At 44.2% G+C, this 15,039-nt stretch carries 13 protein-coding genes; 9 read left to right on the forward strand and 4 right to left on the reverse strand.

The genetic code is table 11. The annotated features are described in order from the left end of the window. The first annotated feature begins 414 nt into the window (after positions 1-414). Both AS194_RS06280 and purU read left to right on the forward strand, forming a co-directional pair. The gene (locus AS194_RS06280; protein ID WP_058024611.1) at positions 415-2,664 is read left to right on the forward strand and encodes an Ig-like domain-containing protein; all 2,250 of its coding nucleotides are present in this window, start codon (positions 415-417) and stop codon (positions 2,662-2,664) included. A gap of 206 nt (positions 2,665-2,870) precedes the next feature. Continuing rightward, on the forward strand, positions 2,871-3,791 hold the full coding sequence (gene purU / locus AS194_RS06285; protein ID WP_227511589.1) for a formyltetrahydrofolate deformylase: 921 nt from the start codon (positions 2,871-2,873) through the stop codon (positions 3,789-3,791). Positions 3,792-3,867: 76 nt separating this feature from the next. Here purU and AS194_RS06290 read toward each other — a convergent pair whose 3' ends face one another. Then, positions 3,868-4,659, reverse strand: coding sequence for an inner membrane protein YpjD (locus AS194_RS06290; RefSeq protein ID WP_200960332.1), 792 nt, complete (start codon positions 4,657-4,659; stop codon positions 3,868-3,870). A gap of 404 nt (positions 4,660-5,063) precedes the next feature. On the opposite strand from AS194_RS06290, the gene ffh reads away from it, so the two are divergent. The 7 genes from ffh (at position 5,064) to AS194_RS06325 (ending at position 11,517) form a co-directional block, all read left to right on the forward strand. After that, complete coding sequence (gene ffh / locus AS194_RS06295; protein ID WP_058024612.1) at positions 5,064-6,605, forward strand: signal recognition particle protein; 1,542 nt, start codon at positions 5,064-5,066, stop codon at positions 6,603-6,605. Between the two features lie 268 nt (positions 6,606-6,873). After that, entirely contained in the window at positions 6,874-7,575 is a 702-nt protein-coding gene (gene tsaB, locus AS194_RS06300; protein WP_058024613.1) for a tRNA (adenosine(37)-N6)-threonylcarbamoyltransferase complex dimerization subunit type 1 TsaB, read from the forward strand. An 85-nt stretch (positions 7,576-7,660) separates the two neighbouring features. Beyond that, on the forward strand, positions 7,661-8,503 hold the full coding sequence (locus AS194_RS06305) for an undecaprenyl-diphosphate phosphatase (RefSeq protein ID WP_058024614.1): 843 nt from the start codon (positions 7,661-7,663) through the stop codon (positions 8,501-8,503). Between the two features lie 66 nt (positions 8,504-8,569). After that, the gene (locus AS194_RS06310) at positions 8,570-9,469 is read left to right on the forward strand and encodes a class I SAM-dependent methyltransferase (RefSeq protein WP_058024615.1); all 900 of its coding nucleotides are present in this window, start codon (positions 8,570-8,572) and stop codon (positions 9,467-9,469) included. Between the two features lie 117 nt (positions 9,470-9,586). Further along, a complete protein-coding gene (locus AS194_RS06315; RefSeq protein ID WP_058024616.1) occupies positions 9,587-9,826 on the forward strand; it encodes a hypothetical protein in 240 nt (79 codons plus the stop codon). Between the two features lie 106 nt (positions 9,827-9,932). Then, positions 9,933-10,850, forward strand: coding sequence for a 4-hydroxybenzoate octaprenyltransferase (gene ubiA, locus AS194_RS06320; protein WP_058024617.1), 918 nt, complete (start codon positions 9,933-9,935; stop codon positions 10,848-10,850). Continuing rightward, the gene (locus AS194_RS06325; protein WP_058024618.1) at positions 10,843-11,517 is read left to right on the forward strand and encodes a DUF4112 domain-containing protein; all 675 of its coding nucleotides are present in this window, start codon (positions 10,843-10,845) and stop codon (positions 11,515-11,517) included. Before ubiA ends, AS194_RS06325 begins: the two co-directional genes overlap by 8 nt. 140 nt (positions 11,518-11,657) lie before the next feature. Here the strand turns inward: AS194_RS06325 and AS194_RS06330 are convergent, their stop codons facing one another. From AS194_RS06330 to mnmC, 3 genes are all read right to left on the reverse strand, one after another. Then, the gene (locus tag AS194_RS06330; RefSeq protein ID WP_200960333.1) at positions 11,658-12,227 is read right to left on the reverse strand and encodes a hypothetical protein; all 570 of its coding nucleotides are present in this window, start codon (positions 12,225-12,227) and stop codon (positions 11,658-11,660) included. A gap of 157 nt (positions 12,228-12,384) precedes the next feature. Beyond that, positions 12,385-12,819, reverse strand: coding sequence for a secondary thiamine-phosphate synthase enzyme YjbQ (locus AS194_RS06335; protein ID WP_058024620.1), 435 nt, complete (start codon positions 12,817-12,819; stop codon positions 12,385-12,387). A gap of 106 nt (positions 12,820-12,925) precedes the next feature. Continuing rightward, positions 12,926-14,977 (reverse strand): FAD-dependent 5-carboxymethylaminomethyl-2-thiouridine(34) oxidoreductase MnmC, encoded by a 2,052-nt coding sequence (gene mnmC / locus AS194_RS06340; protein WP_058024621.1) that lies wholly within the window; start codon positions 14,975-14,977, stop codon positions 12,926-12,928. Positions 14,978-15,039: the final 62 nt, after the last annotated feature.

Below are 15,039 nucleotides of genomic sequence, written 5' to 3' on the forward strand. Positions count from 1 at the left end.
CATGGACACAGCAAGCGGCAGCTTTGCACCAAACAAAACTATATGAAGGTTGAGCTGGTTTTGCTGTTATCTAAAGGCAAATAACAGGCTGACCAATTCAGAAAATTTTAAAGCCGACATTTATACCATAAAACAGACGAATACTCAAATATTTTTATGATAGTTGTTGGTTTAAAGGAGGGATATTATACCTTAAATGAGCGTGCTATGTTGTTGATTGTTTAATAGTAAAGATTAATTTTTGGTTGTAAGTTATAACAAAAGTCAGTAAAGTTGCTGTTATATATTTAATACAAACTATTAATACATTAGTATCACTGTAAACTTAGAAGGCATTACCAGTATTTCATAATAATTTGTAATAGTTTTCCACCTATTTGCTTCATAAATCACTGCTCATGCGGAGTCAAAAACATGTCATATCCCTCGCTACCTACCTCTAAATTGTTTCAACTGACAGCGCTAACCTTATCATTGGCCTTGGCGGGTTGTGGTGGTGGTGGCACAGATACGGTTGCGCCAGAGCCTGAATTGGGTACGCAACAGCCGGGTACGGGTGGCAATAATGGTGGTGGAGAGCAAGAAATAGGTGAGCTTAATATCACACCTATAATTCTAACGGATACTAACGGTAATATTACTCGCACTGTAACTTCCACGGGAGCCAATGCGAAAGTTACAGTAACTGACAGTAACGGTAAGCCAGTTAGCAATGCTTTGGTCACTTTCGAAGGTGAAAATGTGGTATTTGGCACGAGTAATGCTGCTATATTGACTAACGAGAGCGGTGAGGCAAATATATCTGTTAAACCTTTAGACAATACGACCACAGGTAGCTACCAGCTTAGAGCGACTGTCAGTTATGACAATCTAACCGCAGCTACGCCAAGTTATAATTTCTCTTTACAAACATTAGAGGTAGTATTAACCGATGTTGCTTTATCTACGAATAGTTTAGAGTCAGGTGGCAATACGAATATTACGTTGAAGACGAAAGATGCTATTAGTAATATCAATCAAAATAATATCTCAGTTACGTTCGATACAAGTTGCGGTACTTTTGATAATGCCAGCATGGTTTCAAGTAACCAAGGTGATGTCTCTGTGACCTATCAGGCCATAGATGATAATGGCAAGCTATGTGAAGGTGAGCAAACCATTACAGTCGCACCTGTCAGTAACCCTGCTAACAGCCAAACGGTAACCGTTAATATTGAAGGTGTGGAAGCCAGCTCAATAGTATATACCACTACAGATGATGTGCAGCTAGGTGCTAATAATAGCGGTTCGTCACGCTCAGGAAGTATAGAATTCACTGTGTATTCAAATGGTAGACCTGCCGCTAATCAAAGAGTTCAGATAAGTAAGGTGTTCGCTCCTACTGACTTTAGTTTCGTGAGTCTGGGCAATCGAGCCCCTGAGACAGTTACGAGTGATTCTCAAGGTAGGGTCGTAGTCAATTTATATCCTGGAGCCTTACCTGGTCCAGTAGAGATAAAGGCCGCTTTATTATCGAATAGTAGTGTCTTTGCTTTATCTAAAAATGTTTCTGTAGCGACGGGACGTGCTACACAAAATGGCTTTAGTATTTCACTAAGTAAAAACGTATTAGCTGCTGGCGTTGATGGTGATATTGCTACTGTGACAGCAAGACTAGTGGATAGAGTAGGTAACCCTGTACCTGATGGTACAGTCGTAAGTTTTATTAGCGAAGGTGGCAGAATTATTCCAAGTTGTGCAACTAATAATGGTCAATGTAGTGTTGAGTTTAGTACGCAAAATCCCCGCCCTGTAGATGATCGTATCTCTGTTATCGCGTATGTAGAAGGAGACAAAAGCTACATAGATAGAGATGGGGATAACCAGTTCAGTGCTGGAGATATACTAACCCGTAATATTGGTGATTTCTTCCGTGATGATAACGAAAATAACCAATATGATGATGATCTAGGTGAATTTATCTATCGCCGGAATGCTTCTAATCTAGCATGTGGTAGCTCATCATTCAGTTATCCTAACATTGACGGAACATGTGATGATAAATTAGATGCTATTTTACGTTCTCAAGTTGTACTAGGTTTGGCTTCAAATGTTCCTTTATTCCCAAGATTGGGAAGAACATTGCCAGCAAACCCATTAGATGATGTAGACTCACCTATTGAAGTGGACTTCAAAATGTATGGTAATGGTGCTCAAACAGTTAGCATGCCATCAGGGACAAGTATTAGTATCGCAGCTGAAGATAAAACTAGCTATTCTCCTACAGCAGTCTTAGCGGGTGGTAGAATTCAAGTATCAAATGCTGAGCCAAACACAGTTGCTATTGTTACATCAGGCTCTTCTTCATTCAATGTACCTATTGGTACAAACGGTGTAGGTTCAACCTCTAGTGGCAATTTACCAGAGGATGCTTCATTGACTGTAGCAGACACAAGCTCAACGTGCGAAGCTGAACTTGTTTCTGGAAGTCTGACTGTACCTGATATTGTTGATTTAGGTGCTGGTGTGCCAATAGGAAATGGTAACTTTGGTAAAGTGAGAGATAACGCAGTCAGCTATACATTTACCTATAGTGGTTGTCGTCCTAACGATCAGTTGAAACTAACTGTGACAACTCCTTCCCCATCTGCTAATACCTTTATAAAGCCTATTAGATTTGTATAGAGGTAACTAAATTAAAAAATAAAAAACCCCCAATCTTACATTGGGGGTTCTTGCGTTATATCTCCCTGAATATATAAATCATCCTAAATAACCAAAAAAAACTAACTCGCTCAGCAAAGCATCGCAAAAAAGATTAAAATAACCGGTTTACTCCGCTGCCAGCAATTTTTCAGCGATAAGTCATCATTTTTTATATTGGGCGTATTATGTCAGACAATACCAAAACGGCTTCATCATCAAACACAGCCTCACAAAACAAACAGATTCCTAGCTTTACTGATACAGCGACATTGCTCATCAAATGTAAAGATCAGGCGGGTATCGTACAGGCAGTCTCTGAATTTATTCATCGCTATGGCGCGAACATCATCACCTTGGATCAGTACTCCACCGCGCATGAGGGCGGGCAGTACTTTATGCGTTTAGAGTTTGCTTTGGCAGGCTTGAGCGAAATTATGGATAACTTTGAAGCCAGTTTTGCACATACGGTGGCTAAACGCCATAACATGGACTGGCGTCTACATAATAATGCCACGAAGACCAAAGTGGGTATTTTGGTGTCAAAGTTTGATCACGCGTTGTTAGATTTATTATGGCGTCACCAGCGTGGCTTGCTGGATTGCGAGATTACTTGCGTGGTGAGTAACCATCCTGATTTACAACAAGCGGTCGAAAACTTCGGCATTACCTTTCACCATGTGCCCGTGACCAAAGAGAATAAGGTAGAAGCGGAGGAGCAAATCCATAAGCTGATGGCAGGTAATGACTTACTAGTGTTGGCGCGTTATATGCAGATATTGTCAGCTGATTTCGTGAAGCGTTGGCCGATGCAAGTGATTAATATCCATCATTCGTTCTTGCCTGCGTTTGTGGGTGCAGATCCTTATCGTCAGGCTTATGATAAAGGCGTCAAGCTGATTGGCGCAACAGCGCACTATGTGACTGCTGAGCTGGATCAAGGGCCTATTATTGAGCAAGACGTACACCGTGTGACCCATCGCCAAGGGGTAACAGAGTTGCGGGCGATTGGGCGCGATATCGAGCGTAATGTATTGGCACGTGCTGTGAATTGGCATGTGCAAAATCGTGTGATTGTGGCAGGCAATAAGACCGTGGTTTTTAACTAAAAAATCAGTAGAAAACGAGATAAAAAAGGCGGTCAGTAGCAACAGTTACTGACCGCCTTTTTTATAATGTGATATTTTATATCAGCATTTCCAAAACAAACTTACTACCCACAAAGCCAATCGCTAACAGAATAAAGGCATAAATAGTGATATTCGCCGCACGTTTGCCTCGCCATCCTGCGCGCCAATTGCCAAGCAGCAACGTACCAAATAATAACCACGAGAGCAGACTAAATACTGTTTTGTGCACGATATGCTGTGCCATCAAATCTTCGACATAGATAAACCCAATCCCCAGTGCGATACTGAGTAATACAAAGCCTACCAAGAGCATATCGAATAATAGACTCTCCATACTTTGCAATGAGGGTAATTTATTGACCCAAAATCGGTGAATGGTATGATGCTTGAGCTCGCGAATTTGTAGACGCAAAAATAGCGCTTGTACTGCCGCCATCAACAGCACACAATAGGCCGCTAATGATAATAGGATATGAGCTTCAAGACCGACACTGACGTCAGTAAGCGGTTGATAGGGTGCGCGGCCAATATAGCCGACGGTCATACCTATTAGTGCAGTAGGCGCAGCCAAAATACCAAGGCTCAGAATAGGGCGGTACAAACAAAACAGCAGGTAAAAGAATAAGAAGAATAAACTGGTCAGGCTAATGATATTGAACAAATTGAAATTCAGACCATAAAGCGTCACAACATATGGATAAAGTAAGGTCGCATGTGCGGCCATCCCTACCAATAAAAGCCCCAAACTGATGCCTTTATGAATAGGTTTGTCCTGAATCAGCGCCCAACCAATGTGGAGGCTGACTAAGACATAAGCCATGCTAGCAAGTAAGAATGCAAGGTGCACAGATAAAAAGCCTCATCTTATACTGAGCATAAACTGCCGCTCAATGTGTCGCTAAAGTGGTATTATCAGAATGATTAGAATAATCGTCCAATTTATCATAAAATGGGTGCCAGTTGAGCATCATCTTACTTATTGCTTATAAATATGATTGACAAAGCAGCCATCCGCAAAATATATCGTAAGTCACTTATAAATATCAGAGCCAAGTTTTGCCAAACGACTATAAGTTTTGAGCCGTGTTGATGCTATAGTATTGATAATATGATTTTTTATAAGAGAATGTCCCAGTATTTGATAGTCCATCCTAATAGTATTGATGAATCGTTTGATTCGCCACCATTTTATTGAAAGTTATTTTAATTGCGTATTATTTAATTGAAAACCATTTTAATTGAGAGTTATTTATGTTTGATACCTTAACAGAACGCTTATCGTCCAGCCTACGTAATATCGTAGGATCTGGACAACTGACTGAAGACAATATCAAAGACACCCTGCGTGAAGTACGTATGGCATTGTTAGAAGCTGACGTAGCACTGCCTGTCACTCGTGATTTCGTCAAACGCGTCAAAGAGCAAGCGCTTGGTGCTGAAGTGCTAAAAGAGCTAGCGCCAGGTCAAGCCTTTGTCAAGATCGTACACGACGAGTTGACTGAAATGATGGGCAGTGCCAATCAGCAGTTAGAGATGACAGGCAAACCGCCCGTGGTCTATTTGCTAGCGGGTTTGCAAGGTGCGGGTAAAACGACCACAGCTGGTAAATTGGCCAAATATCTACAAGAGCGTCAAAAGAAAAAAGTCATGCTGGTATCGGCCGACGTCTACCGTCCAGCGGCGATCAAACAGCTTGAGCAAGTCGCCGGTCAGGTAAATGCTAAGTTTGTGAACTCAAGCACGGATGAAAATCCAATCGATATCGCAAAGCGTGCGATTGAAGAGGCCAAAATCCAATATCAAGATATTCTGATTATTGATACCGCGGGTCGTCTACATATCGACGATACCATGATGGATGAGATCAAAGCGTTAACGGCGGCGGTGAACCCTTCTGAGACATTGTTTGTCGTCGATGCGATGACAGGTCAAGATGCCGCCAATACCGCAAAAGCTTTTAATGATGCGTTGCCATTGACGGGTGTTATCTTAACTAAGACTGACGGCGATGCACGAGGCGGTGCGGCGCTGTCTGTACGTGCTATCACCGGCAAGCCCATTAAGTTCTTGGGTCGCGGTGAGAAACTCGACGAGTTAGAGCTGTTCCACCCTGAGCGTATCGCCCAGCGTATCCTTGGTATGGGCGACGTACTGAGTTTGGTCGAAGAGGTTGAGCAAAAAATCGACCGTGATAAAGCCGAAAAAATGGCGAAAAAGATGCAAAAAGGCGGTGATTTCGACCTTGAAGATCTATTAACCCAGTTCCAGCAGATGAAGAGCATGGGCGGTATGGCAGGTTTCTTAGATAAGATGCCAGGTATGAGCGGCTCAGACATGCAAAAAGCCGTCGAAGATGCCAAGCCAGAAGAAAAAGTACGTGAGATGGAGGCGTTGATTAATTCAATGACGCCGTTTGAGCGCAAAAACCCTGATAAGATTAATCCAAGTCGTAAGCGCCGTATCGCTGCAGGCTCAGGGCGTGAGATTCAAGATGTTAACCGTTTGCTCAAGCAGCACAAGCAAATGGCAAAAATGATGAAAATGATCTCAAAGCCTGAAGGCATCAGTAAAATGATGAAGTCTATGCAAGGCCTCATGGGTGGTGGCAGCGCAGGCGGTGGCGGCGGCCCATTGTTTGGCGGCGGTCAACCAGGCACTAAAGACGTGAATCCAGAACAAATGGCCAAGCAAATGGGACTGGATCCGAACAATATGCCGAGCACCGAAGAGATGCAAAAGCAGATGCAAGAAATGCAAAACCAAGCGCCAAAGAAGTTTAAAACACGCTTCTAAGCCATCGTGATGCATACTGAAAGTATTTTATACAGGCCCTAAAGCTAGCTAAGCTTTAGGGTTTTTTATGGTTAGCTATGAATAAGTACAGATGAATAAAGTGTGGAAAAGCGTAGAAATTGATAAAATTCATTTAGCCTAAATGCTATGATAGGCGCTGTTTCATTCTGTCTAAATTTTGATAGTACATAAATGATGAATAGCTATTAAAAATTATTAAAATCTGACAAACCCATTTAGAACGCCAAAAGTAAAAGCCGAGGTTGTGATGTTTTTAGCAATGGATACCGTGTTCGATCAGTGCTCGATCGCGATTTTAGATTCGAGCGGACAGGTACTGTCGAACCATACCGAAACAGGTAAACGCCAGCAAACTCAGCAGATCTTACCGATGATTGATGCTGCACTATCTGAGGCGCAGCTACGTCTTGCTGATATACAGGCTTTAATATTTAATCGCGGGCCGGGTGCGTTTAGCGGTATTCGTATCAACACGGCAGTGGTGCAAGCGTTGTCTGTCGCGCATGACTTGCCTTGCGTTGGCGTTTCTAGCCTACAAGCGATTGCACAATCTGCGTATCAGCAGTACGGGCTGACACACCTATACAGCGCCCTTGATGCTCGTATGCAGCAAGTCTATTTTGGACAGTATGAGTTGATAGTTGACGAGCAGTTAGGTTATAGCATCATGCAGCCAGTATGGGCTTATGGCAGTGATAGCACTGAGCAGCTATTAGATTATGATAGCCAAACAGCACTGAATATCCCTATCGCGGGGAATGGCGCGATGCTATTAGCGTTACAGGATCAGCAAGTGTGCCATGAAGACGTCTGGCCAGACGCTGTTATCATCGGGCAGCTTGGTGTTGCCCAATTTGCAAACGATGGTGGTACGGAGGCGGCGCAAGCGCTACCAAAATATCTACGTAACCAAGCTTGGAAAACACTTAAAGAGCAAGGCAAAGCGTAGCTTTTGAGTATTTTTTAAGCATTAATCAATATAAAACCAACGTCAACACAGGACAGCCAATCGGCCTGTTTTTAGGAAAGTCATTGTGGATATACTGTTATTTGTTCAAGCTGTCATCATGGGTATCGTTGAAGGTATCACTGAGTTTTTACCCATCTCTAGTACGGGATATTTGATTTTATCAGCAGATGTGATGGGTTTCTGGACTAAAGAAAAAGTTGATTTATTTGTCGTAGTGGTACAGCTTGGCGCTATTTTGGCAGTGATTTATGACTATTGGGGTAGGTTGTGGCAAGCGTTGATGGGTTTGCTGACTGGTAAAGCAGAGGGCATGACCAATCCTAGACAGTTGGGACTGAGTCTGATTGTCTCTACTATCCCTGTGATGATTGTTGGTTTTACCTTTGCCGATGAAATCAAGGCTTATCTGTTTAATCCTATCGTCGTTGCCATTATGCTCATCATCGGCGGTCTGCTGATATTTTACGTGGAAAAGCGTCCTAAAACGGTCATTGCAGAAGAGGCGGAAGATGTCAGCATAAAAACTGCGTTGATGATTGGTTTGTTCCAATGTTTAGCTCTTATACCAGGGACGTCACGCTCAGGTGCCACTATTATTGGTGCGCTGTGGTTAGGTGTCTCACGTAAGGCTTCTGCTGAATTTTCTTTCTTTTTGGGTATTCCTGTCATTGTAGGGGCAGCACTGTTGGACTTAGTCAAACATGGTGACGTACTGACCAACAGTGAAGACTGGCTGGTGCTAGGTATCGGAACCATCGTATCATTTATAGTAGCGCTACTTTGTATTCGCTTACTTGTAGCATGGGTAAGTCGCCGTGACTTTACTATTTTTGCTTGGTTGCGCATTATCACGGGTGTTATCGTGTTGATCGCTTCTTGGGGCTTTGGTTATCAAATGGCTGGCTAGATTTGCGTTATGATTTAACACGCCAGTAATTTATAGTGAAAATAAGCAGCAAATAGGATGATGGTTATGACCGATGTGCCCCAAACGTATGACGAGACAGGTGCTGTTGTACATTGTAAGTTATTCTGCGTCAATGACAGCCAGCAAGCACAGGTTGAGCGTTTACAGTCATTGATAGCTGAGCATACATTACCAATTATCTTAGATATAGAGGTCGCTACAGAGAGACTAACTCAAAAGCGCCGTCAGCAGTTGAGCCAAGCATCTACTCAGCCCATTCTATTATTAGATGATAAAGATAAGCTATCATGGCTAAGTGATGGACTTAGTGTGGCACCTGAGTGGGACAAGTTGCAGCGCCGTGTAGTGAGTGCTGGTCGTAAGTCTGAGCTGCTATTACAAGCGGTCAAAATCACATCAGATAGTCACGTTATTGATGCAACTGCTGGCTTTGGGCATGATAGTTTGATATTGGCCAGTACTGGTGCCCAAGTTACTATGCTTGAGCAACAGCCGCTGATGGCATTGCTACTACTTGTAGAGCAGCAGCGTATGAGTGCGCTACCCAATTGGCAAAAGCTCATGAGCCGTCTACAGATTATCAATGCAGATGCACTCAGTTATTTTGCGAGCCTAAAAGCTGACGATATATCGAATGATGGCAATGCAGTCGATGTGGTGTATTTAGATCCCATGTTTCCAGAGGATAGCTATCAAGACAATAAGACAGGCAAAGGCGCAAAAGTCGGCAAGCATATGCAGGCCTTACATCAATTGGCTCACCCACCAACGCTAGATGAAGAGCGCCAACTGCTAAATAGTGCTAAGGCAATTGTGAGTCGAAGCGCGCAAGGACAAGGTCGCGTGATCGTCAAGCGGCCACAATTTGCGCCATTACTTGCCGATGAGCCGGCTAGTGAAAGCTGGCATAATGAAGCCGTGCGCTTTGATGGGTATTTTGCCTGACATCGGTTTTTCGAGGATTATTTCATAGCCACTGTCTGTGATAAATAAGTGTATCAGCATAAACATACGTCATTCATTAGCTTGAGTATTTAGAATACATGTATTCAGGAGCAGGAAATGTCAACGCTAATCATTTGGGTCATGGGTGCAGGCTTATTGTTGGTCAATATCATGCTGCGCACTCAGATTCTTCGGCTTGAAGCACGTTTAAAGGAATTGAGCAGTCCACAAGAGCAATTGGCGTTTTTGCGGCAACAAGCAGCACACAAAGATAAAATCCCTGCGATTAAAGCGTTACGTAAACAGTATCCTGAATTGTCTCTAATTGAGGCGAATAACTTATGGAAACAAATCTAACGATTAGGGCGTGTCCCTAATTCAAATGTTTATCACCATTTTTAAAATAGGGACACGCCCTAGCAAAAAAGCATATAAAACTCTTTATTGACGATAATAAGAAGCCATGACATTCAAAGACAAACTACAAGCCTATATCCAGCTCACGCGTTTTGATAAACCAGTGGGTATTGAGCTGCTACTATGGCCGACATTATGGGGCGTACTGTTAGCTGCCATGGGCCAAGCCCAGCAGCAAGGAGTTACAGCAGGTCTGCCAACGCTCAAGATATTTGCGATATTTGCCCTCGGTGCGATATTTATGCGCGCCGCTGGTTGTGCGATTAATGATTTTGCGGATCGTAAAGTAGATGGTTATGTGACTCGCACCAAAGGTCGTCCATTAGCAGATGGACGTCTATCTGGCAAAGAAGCCATTGCTGCATTTTTGGTACTGGTATTACTCAGTGCCAGTTTGCTGTTTTTCTTACCCGTTGCCGTTTTTTATTGGTCGCTGGGTGCTGTTGTATTGGCCTTTATTTATCCCTTTATGAAACGCTATACCCATCTGCCACAAGTATTTTTGGCAGCGGCGTTTGGCTGGGCCATACCGATGTCTTATGTGGCGGTGCAGGGCGCTCCCGATATTTGGTGCTGGCTATTATTCTTTGCTTACATGTGCTGGACGGTGGCCTATGACACGCAGTACGCAATGGCTGACCGCGAGGATGATCTCAAGATTGGGGTCAAATCAACGGCGATATTATTTGGGCGCTATGATGTGATTATTATCTCAATCCTACAAATGCTATTTTTGCTGATGATGGGCGCGGCGATGTGGCATTACTTTGCCCCAACAACGCTAGGCGTGACACCCGTATTCGGATTGGCATTGGTGGCGATGATGTTTGCCAAACAAAACAGCGCTTGTGCCAGTCGCAATGCGCAGGCTTGCTTTCAGGCATTCTTAGCCAATATCTGGGTAGGACGCTATGTTTTTGCCCTCGTTGCAATTGCTTGTATATGGACGACTCTAAATGGATAAATTTAAGAAGTTGCCGAGATTTAAAGCAAAGAAATCCTCTGATACAAATGGCTCAGTCGTCGATTATCAGGCAAAACTTGCTGAGCAGGGACTGACACGCGAGCAAGTCATTGCCACTGAGCGTAAACTGGCAAAGTTTGCTAATACAATGGATTCTCTTGTCCGCGTGCCTTTTACCAAGCAAGGCATGGGTGCCGATACGGTGCTCTCTACCATTCCTCTCGCAGGGGATGTCGCAGGACTGATACTAACCAGCTATGCTTTTATATTGGGTCGTCAGCTGGGTGTTCCTGCCGATAAAATGACACCTGCGGTCAGACTGGCGCTGATTGATATGGTGGTCGGTATTGTGCCGGGCATTGGAACATTGCTAGATATTTTTATTCGTCCTAGCCGCAAGACATTGGGTATCGTACACGAGCATTTGCATCAGGAGTATGGCATCACTGAAACCATGCATATGGATCGGCCTTTTTTACATCAATCACTAGAAGACAAGCAGCAAAGCCGCTTTGGTGCTTTTTGGCGAAATCCAATAGTGGCTTGGCTATACTTGCATATCCCTGACATGTTGGGACTCATCGTGATTGTATTTGTTGGTTGGGGGATATGGACGGCCATAAGTTGGTTGGTCGGACTTTTTGGTCAATCAACTGGGTTTGGATAAATAAAATCATCTACCAGAAAGTTAAGTAAATACGAGTGAGTAGAGACCAGTAAATAGAGATAAAAAAGCGGCAACGATAGTAACGTTTGCCGCTTCTTGATTATTTAAGATAAGACTTTCAAAAAGGATACAATTAGCACTTATTCAGTGACGACTTCTGCTTCAGCACTGACTGCATCAAAGCTAGTGACGGTATTGTTTTGGATAAGATCAATGGTGCCGCCACCTGCATGACTCACCAGTTGGACGTTACCGTCAGATGAGCGATAAGTGGGATTGTTACCTTGTCCTTCTGGTGCGCTGAGTGTCATTTTTGGCTGGTTGGGGCGAGTGACGATGGCATTGAGCAACCCTGCAGCTGACGTTTCAAAAACGACCGATAAGGTGTCGCCTGCTTCACTTTTGTAAAGGACATCAGTGATTTGTGCGCCTTTAATGGCCTGTTCTGGATTGGGCGATGTAGCAGTATTACTTGGTGCAGCGACAGTGCCTCCAAGATCTTGCTCTAACTCAGTCAAGCTCGCATCGCGCTCTGAATCAGTAGCAGTCTGCGCTGAGTTCGGTACCTCCTCTATACTGTCATCCGCCGCTTCATTGACATTGATATTTGTGGTGACAGGCGTTGTCTGTGTTGACGTTTCAGATGGTGTTTCGGTAGGTGCTTCAGGTTCTGGCGTTTCTTGACAGGCAGTCAGCAGAAATAAACTCAAAAAAAGAGCAGAAGCTTTGAGACAGTGAACCTTAGCGTTTGTTGAGCTTGGTAATTTTAAGACAAAAGTGGTCATAATCAGGTTTATCCGTTAATAGCGCGTTATATCAATGTGGCAATTTGCAAGGGTCAACCTGCCAGTTAATGACCCTATATTATTACGTATTGACCGTAATAACCAGCTTGCGTTGTCCGCTATATCCAGTCACGTCTCTATGCTCACATAAGTAAACCCCTTGCCACATACCTAGACCCAAGACACCATCTATCAGAGGAATGGTCAAACTGATACCTATCATCATGCTTTTGAGATGCGCTGGTAGATCATCGGAGCCTTCTAAGGTATGGCGGTACTCTGGCTGATCGGCTGGGGCGATTTTATTGAGCCAATCCTCTGTGTCCAATCTTACATCTGGGTCAGCATTTTCATTAATGGCGAGACTGGCTGACGTGTGTTGCAAAAACAAATGAACCAGCCCCGCTTTGGCGCTGGACGGTATGAGCGGAGCAATGGCTTCCTCGATGATAGGCGTGATGACATGAATACCACGGGCATAAGTAGGTAGGGTAATGGTGGTTTGATGATAGCTCATGATGCTTATCTCATTGTCGGAATGAACATTAAATAAAGATATCACAAGATAATATGAATCGTCGAAAGCGTTGTTTTGATGTACATGAATATCATCCTAAATGATATTAAGTGAGCGGTGTTTGCAAACGGGTACGATTGGGCGATAGACGTGCGAGCATTGCATTAGATAGTGGCGCAAATGACCCTAGCATCGTACCCGCTAACGCTTCAGCACAGATGGGTGCCAACGCATAACCTTTTGCACCCATTGCACTCATCGTCCAAATTCGCTGACTGTTGGTTAGTTGCCCAACGATTGGATGATAATCAGGTGTCTGAGTGCGAATGCCAGCGCGCCCTTGCCACAGGCTAGTATCGGCTGGCATGATAGATTCCATCTCAGGAATGGCAGCAACGAGCTTGTCCCGGCTAATCTGATGTTCTTCATCTCGAATGTCAGTACCTATATCATTGCGGATAAAACTTGCCCCTAGTAATAGATATGGCTTGCCAGCGGTGACAGTGTTTAGGTTATCATCTCCTGCTTGTGCGTTAAAGGGCGCACAGTAACCACTATATTTAAGCGGGATTCTTGGCAAATTCATCAGTTGCTCTAGGCTAGGACGAAACCAAGACAGTTGACCACGAATTTTACGGCAATTAAAAATACGCTTATCTAATTGATGACTCTCAAAGGCGGCGCAAATAACGACATGATCAGCAAGAATAGAGAAAGTCTCCTGATTTTGATCACTGCCTTCAATACACACTTGCTGTTCAGTTTCGTTAATCTCACTCACTTCTAATTGCTGAAAGCGAATGAGCGGATGTGTCAATATAATAGTTTTCAATGCTTGTGGATTGACCAAACCAGACTGTGGTAAGTATAAGTTCTCTGATAAGTCTTGCTCTTTTATTCCACTAATATTCTGTACTTGCTCATGGGGTAGGGTGGTTGCCATCTCATCAGGATAATCTTCGATTTGCTCGGTGCCAATATTGGCTTTCACCAGTAAATCAAGCGCACCAGTCGGCTCCAGTACTGGCGCTGTATTGAGCTGTGTGGCTTTCTGATTAAGGTCTCGATATAGCCTGCTGCTATAAAGATAACCGATGGTATGCAGATGCTCGTCGACATGATGGATGGGCGTCATTTTGGGCGCGAGTAGGGCGCGCGGATTGCCTGACGCCCCTGCCAACGGTGCCGTTTTATCCAGCAAGGTCACCTGGACACCGCGATTGGCCAGCGTCCACGCCATCATCAGCCCTGAGATACCAGCACCAATGACGATACTATGGCCATTATCTATAGCTTGGTGGTCAGCCGCTCGATTATCAGTGTGGCCAGATGTCTCATCGCTTACTGGCGCTGGCATGATGGCAGTGAGCATCTCACGCTTGCGGCCAAAGCCTTTTACCTTTTTGATGTCAAAGCCATGTTCCTTGAGCCCGCGCTTGACGATGCCTGCGCAGCTATAAGTAGCGGCGGTGGTATGCGGACGCGATAGGCGCTGCATCTGTGTAAAGATACTGTCAGCCCACAATGTACTGTTGCAAGAAGGGGCAAAGCCATCCAAAAACCACGCATCGATATGAGGCTGAGGCGCAGACTGTTGAGAGCGCTCTATTGCCAGTTTGCTAAGGCTCTGGGCTGCATCACCAAGCCATATATCGACCGTCAGATTATCATAAGAAAAATCCAAACGATGACAGCCTGCGATAAGAGGCGGATACGCAGCCAAAAGTGGCTCAATCAACGCTACAAGCTCAGGAGCACGTTGACCCCATAGGGCAAGTATGTGCGTCAGATCTGCAAGCGGTATCGGGAATTTTTCAGTGGTAATGAAATGTAGGCGGGCATCTGCCAGTTGTGGGTAGGTATTGCGCAGCTGTCGCCATAACTGCCAAGTGGCCAATAAGTTAAGCCCAGTACCAAAACCCAATTCAGCAATCGTAAAACATTGCTGTGGTACAAGGCCTGCCAAGCGATCAGGCAGCTGATTGTGCTCTAAAAATACATGACGTGTCTCTGCCAGACCATCCGCATGCGAAAAATACACATCGCCGAACTCACCAGACACTGGCACCATATTTCCAGTATCATCCATTTGCCACTCAACCTTGGCAGGTGTGATAGTGTTTAATGGTTCAGCGTTTGTGTGATGAGCGATAGACATGGAAACTTCTTAGTAGGATGATTTACTATAATAAAAATGTTCTTGATGACAGAATCAAGTTC

Source organism: Psychrobacter piscatorii, from assembly GCF_001444505.1.
In the GTDB taxonomy this organism is placed as follows: domain Bacteria; phylum Pseudomonadota; class Gammaproteobacteria; order Pseudomonadales; family Moraxellaceae; genus Psychrobacter; species Psychrobacter piscatorii_B.

Bases quoted from the DNA above. Each gene is read 5' to 3' on its own strand.
- mnmC (WP_058024621.1), bottom strand. From the start codon at position 14,977: ATGTCTATCGCTCATCACACAAACGCTGAACCATTAAACACTATCACA.
- AS194_RS06325 (WP_058024618.1), top strand. From the start codon at position 10,843: ATGGATAAATTTAAGAAGTTGCCGAGATTTAAAGCAAAGAAATCCTCT.
- purU (WP_227511589.1), top strand. From the start codon at position 2,871: ATGTCAGACAATACCAAAACGGCTTCATCATCAAACACAGCCTCACAA.
- ubiA (WP_058024617.1), top strand. From the start codon at position 9,933: ATGACATTCAAAGACAAACTACAAGCCTATATCCAGCTCACGCGTTTT.
- ffh (WP_058024612.1), top strand. From the start codon at position 5,064: ATGTTTGATACCTTAACAGAACGCTTATCGTCCAGCCTACGTAATATC.
- AS194_RS06280 (WP_058024611.1), top strand. From the start codon at position 415: ATGTCATATCCCTCGCTACCTACCTCTAAATTGTTTCAACTGACAGCG.
- AS194_RS06310 (WP_058024615.1), top strand. From the start codon at position 8,570: ATGACCGATGTGCCCCAAACGTATGACGAGACAGGTGCTGTTGTACAT.
- tsaB (WP_058024613.1), top strand. From the start codon at position 6,874: ATGTTTTTAGCAATGGATACCGTGTTCGATCAGTGCTCGATCGCGATT.
- AS194_RS06315 (WP_058024616.1), top strand. From the start codon at position 9,587: ATGTCAACGCTAATCATTTGGGTCATGGGTGCAGGCTTATTGTTGGTC.
- AS194_RS06335 (WP_058024620.1), bottom strand. From the start codon at position 12,819: ATGAGCTATCATCAAACCACCATTACCCTACCTACTTATGCCCGTGGT.